This window comes from Actinomycetospora sp., from assembly GCF_055612215.1.
The window spans coordinates 1-3,114 of sequence record NZ_JBVPVA010000461.1 but is presented as its reverse complement, the minus strand read 5'-3'; the positions used below and the strand labels follow the sequence as shown (position 1 = coordinate 3,114).

General features: G+C 75.2%; 3 protein-coding genes and 1 pseudogene. 2 read left to right on the top strand and 2 right to left on the bottom strand.

Features of this window, described 5'->3' with window-relative positions; translation table 11 throughout:
- Nucleotides 1-196, top strand: a pseudogene (locus AC0CYZ_RS12875) (pyridoxamine 5'-phosphate oxidase); the annotation flags it as partial.
- On the opposite strand, the gene AC0CYZ_RS12870 reads toward AC0CYZ_RS12875, so the two are convergent.
- Together AC0CYZ_RS12870 and folP are read right to left on the bottom strand one after the other, a co-directional pair.
- Complete coding sequence (locus AC0CYZ_RS12870; RefSeq protein WP_472215866.1) at nucleotides 172-945, bottom strand: dihydrofolate reductase family protein; 774 nt, start codon at nucleotides 943-945, stop codon at nucleotides 172-174. The pseudogene AC0CYZ_RS12875 and the gene AC0CYZ_RS12870 overlap by 25 nt on opposite strands.
- The gene (gene folP / locus AC0CYZ_RS12865) at nucleotides 945-1,802 is read right to left on the bottom strand and encodes a dihydropteroate synthase (RefSeq protein ID WP_472215868.1); all 858 of its coding nucleotides are present in this window, start codon (nucleotides 1,800-1,802) and stop codon (nucleotides 945-947) included. Before folP ends, AC0CYZ_RS12870 begins: the two co-directional genes overlap by 1 nt.
- Nucleotides 1,803-2,068: 266 nt before the next feature.
- Between folP and AC0CYZ_RS12860 the strand changes: the two genes are divergently transcribed.
- Nucleotides 2,069-3,114: DUF222 domain-containing protein (locus tag AC0CYZ_RS12860; protein WP_472215864.1), on the top strand; the 1,046-nt coding region annotated here is incomplete at its 3' end.

The following is a 3,114-nucleotide window of genomic DNA, read 5'->3' as shown; positions in this document are numbered from 1 at the left end:
CGAGATCGCCGGGCCGGACGACCCGCTGCCGGGCGTTCCCGAGGACGCGATCCCCGGCCTGCTCCGCGACATCTTCACCGCGGCGGGCGGCACCCACGACGACTGGGACGAGTTCGACGCCGCCATGGCCCGCGAGCGCCGGGCCGCTGTGTTGGTGACCCCGACGCGGGTCTACTCCAACGCCTCGCGCACGTAGCGGATCAGCAGCGACCCGTCGTCGTCGACGAGCAGCGAAGCGACCGTGAACCCGCGGGGCGCCTCGAGGGGGTCGGCGCTCGTCGCGACCCGGCCGGCCCGTCCCGCCACCGCGAGGGGCGCGATGGTCAGGCGCATCTCGTCGACGAGGTCGGCGTGCAGCAGGGTCCCGACGAGCCCCGGGCCGCCCTCGCAGTCGATCCGGCGGTAGCCGTCGTCGGCGAGCTGCCGCACGGCCGAGGCGAGGTCGACGGCCTCGTTGCCGGCGATCAGGACCCGGGCCCCGGCGTCCCGCCAGGCCGCCTGCTGGTCGGCGGGCGCGGCGGCGGCGGTGACGACGATCGTCGGGACGGCCACGTCGACGATGCTCGTCGCGTCCGCGGGGAAGGACCCCGAGGTCACGACGGCGAGCGGGGGCACGTCGGCGAGCCCGTGCCGGCGCCGCCGGTCGGCGGCCGCCGCGTCCGGCCGCAGGCCCGGGTAGGCCTCGGCGAGCGCGGTGCCGGAGCCGAGCAGGACGACGTCGGCGAGGTCGTGACCGAGCGCGAACACGCGGCGGTCGGCGGGGGTCGAGAGCCCCCGGCTGCGCCCCTCGATCTCGATCCCGCCGTCCAGGGAGCTGACGAAGTTGACGGCGAGCCAGGAACGACGCGAGCCGCCCGGATCCTCGTCGACGGGGTAGCGGTAGAGGGTCTCGAGGTCCGCGTCGTCCTCGACGGGCCGGGCCGGCAGCGGCCAGACCTGATGCATCAGTCCATCCACCGCTGCGCGTTGGCCGGGGCGCGCTGCCCGAGGACGCTCGCGACCATCTCGACGGTCTGCCGCGTCTCCTCGACCTGGTGGGCGCGGACCATCGCGACGCCCTGGGCGGCCGCGAGGGCGGTCGCGGCGAGCGTGCCGACGAGCCGGCCCTCGAGCGGGACGTCGAGGGTCTCCCCCACCACGCCCTTGTTCGACATCGCGAGCAGCACCGGCCACCCCGTCGCGATCAGCCGCGGCATCGACCGCAGCACCTCGAGGCTCTGCGGGGTGTTCTTGCCGAAGTCGATCGTCGGGTCGAGCAGGATGCCCTCGGGCGGGACGCCGGCCTCCACGGCCCGCTCCGCGAGCGTGGTCGTCGCGGTGATGACGTCGCCCATGACGTCGGTGTAGCGGGGCCGGACCGGGTCGGTGCGCGGGGTCAGCCCGCCGGTGTGGGCGCACACGTACCCGGCGCCGTAACGGGCGGTGACGGGGAGGATCGCGTCGTCCCAGCCGGCCCAGCTGTCGTTCACCAGGTCGGCGCCGGCGGCCAGCAGCGCCTCGACGACCTCGGCGCGGTAGGTGTCGATCGACAGCGTGAGCTCCGGGAAGCGCTCGCGCGCCCACACCACGGTCGGCCGGACCCGGTCGATCTCCTCCTCGACGGTCACCAGCGGGCCCGGGCTGGCCGGGACGCCCCCGAGGTCGACGACGTCCGCGCCGGCGGCGACGGCGTGCTCGATGGCCGCCTGGGCGGCCTCGAACCGCCAGGTCGCGCCCTGGTCGTAGAACGAGTCCGGGGTGCGGTTGACGATGGCCATGATCAGCGCGCGGTCCCGCCGCAGCTGCCGACCGTGGATGACCATCTCGGTTCCCTGGGCGACCGGGACGCTCACCGCAGCCCCGTCGGACGTGCACGATCGATCGGGTTGGCCATGCCGCCTTGATACACGGCGGTCCCGCGACCGGCCACGGACGCGCCGGATCTCCGGGTCCGCCCGAGCGGCCCTGAACCGTTCGTCGGGGTCGTGAAGGGCGGCCGGTCCGGCCCCATGAGATGGGACGCTCACTCGGCCCCGCGGGCCGTCGTCGGCGCGGCGTAATTGTCGGGGGGTCGCGCTAGCTTTCGCACATGAGTTCGAACACCGGGGTCGGGGCGGGTGACGCCGTCAGTGTGGAGCTGGCCGCGATGCTCGCCCGCCTCGGCGAGCGCGCCGCGGCTGCGGTCGCCGACCCGACGGTCGCCGCAGCGGCGCGCGGCGCTCGGATCGCCGTCTATGAGCAGCTGCGGGCCGCGCTGGCCGCGGCGCAGCACACCGAGATGGTCGCGTTCGCCCGGACCCGGGTCGCCGAGCAGGCCGAGCTGGTCGCCGCCGGCCGTCTCGATCCGGAGGCGCTGGGCCGCGGGATCGCCGACGAGATCGCCCTCGCCGCCCAGGTCTCCCCGACCCAGGGCTCGAAGCGGCTCACGGTCGCCCGCACCCTGGCCGCTGACCTGCCCGAGACCCGCCGGCTGCTGGTGGCGGGGCGGATCAGTGAGCGGCTCGCCGAGACCGTGGTCGGCCAGACCTCTCACCTCGACGGCGAGCAGCGCCGTCTGATCGACAAGGCGCTCGCCGAGGCCGGGCTCGAGCAGCTGGGGTTCCGCCGCGCCGAAGCGACCGTGAAGCGAGTGGCGTACGAGACCGACAAGGCCGGCTACACCCGCCGCGGCCGGACGGCGCGGAAGGATCGGCGGGTCACGTTGCGCCCGGCGCCGGACACCATGGCCGTGCTCTCCGGGCTGCTGCCCGTCGAACAGGGCGTCGCCTGCCTCGCTGCCCTCCGCACGCACGCCAACCGCCTCATCGTGACCGGCGGAGACGGCCGGAGTCGGGACCAGGTCATGGCCGACACCCTCGTGGAACGCCTCACCGGACAGGCCCGCGCGCAGGACGTCGACGTCGAGGTCGGGATCGTGCTCCCCCTCGACGCCCTGGCCGACCCGGACAGCCCGGCGACCGGGGAGCTGGTCGGGCACGGCCCACTACCGGCCGGGATCGTCACCGATGTGCTGCGCTCCACCGTGGGGAAGCGGTGGTGGCGGCGGCTGTTCGCCCACCCCGACACCGGCACCCTCGTGGGCGGAGAATCCCGGGCGCGGCGCTTCGACGGGTTCCTCGCCGCGCTGATCGACCT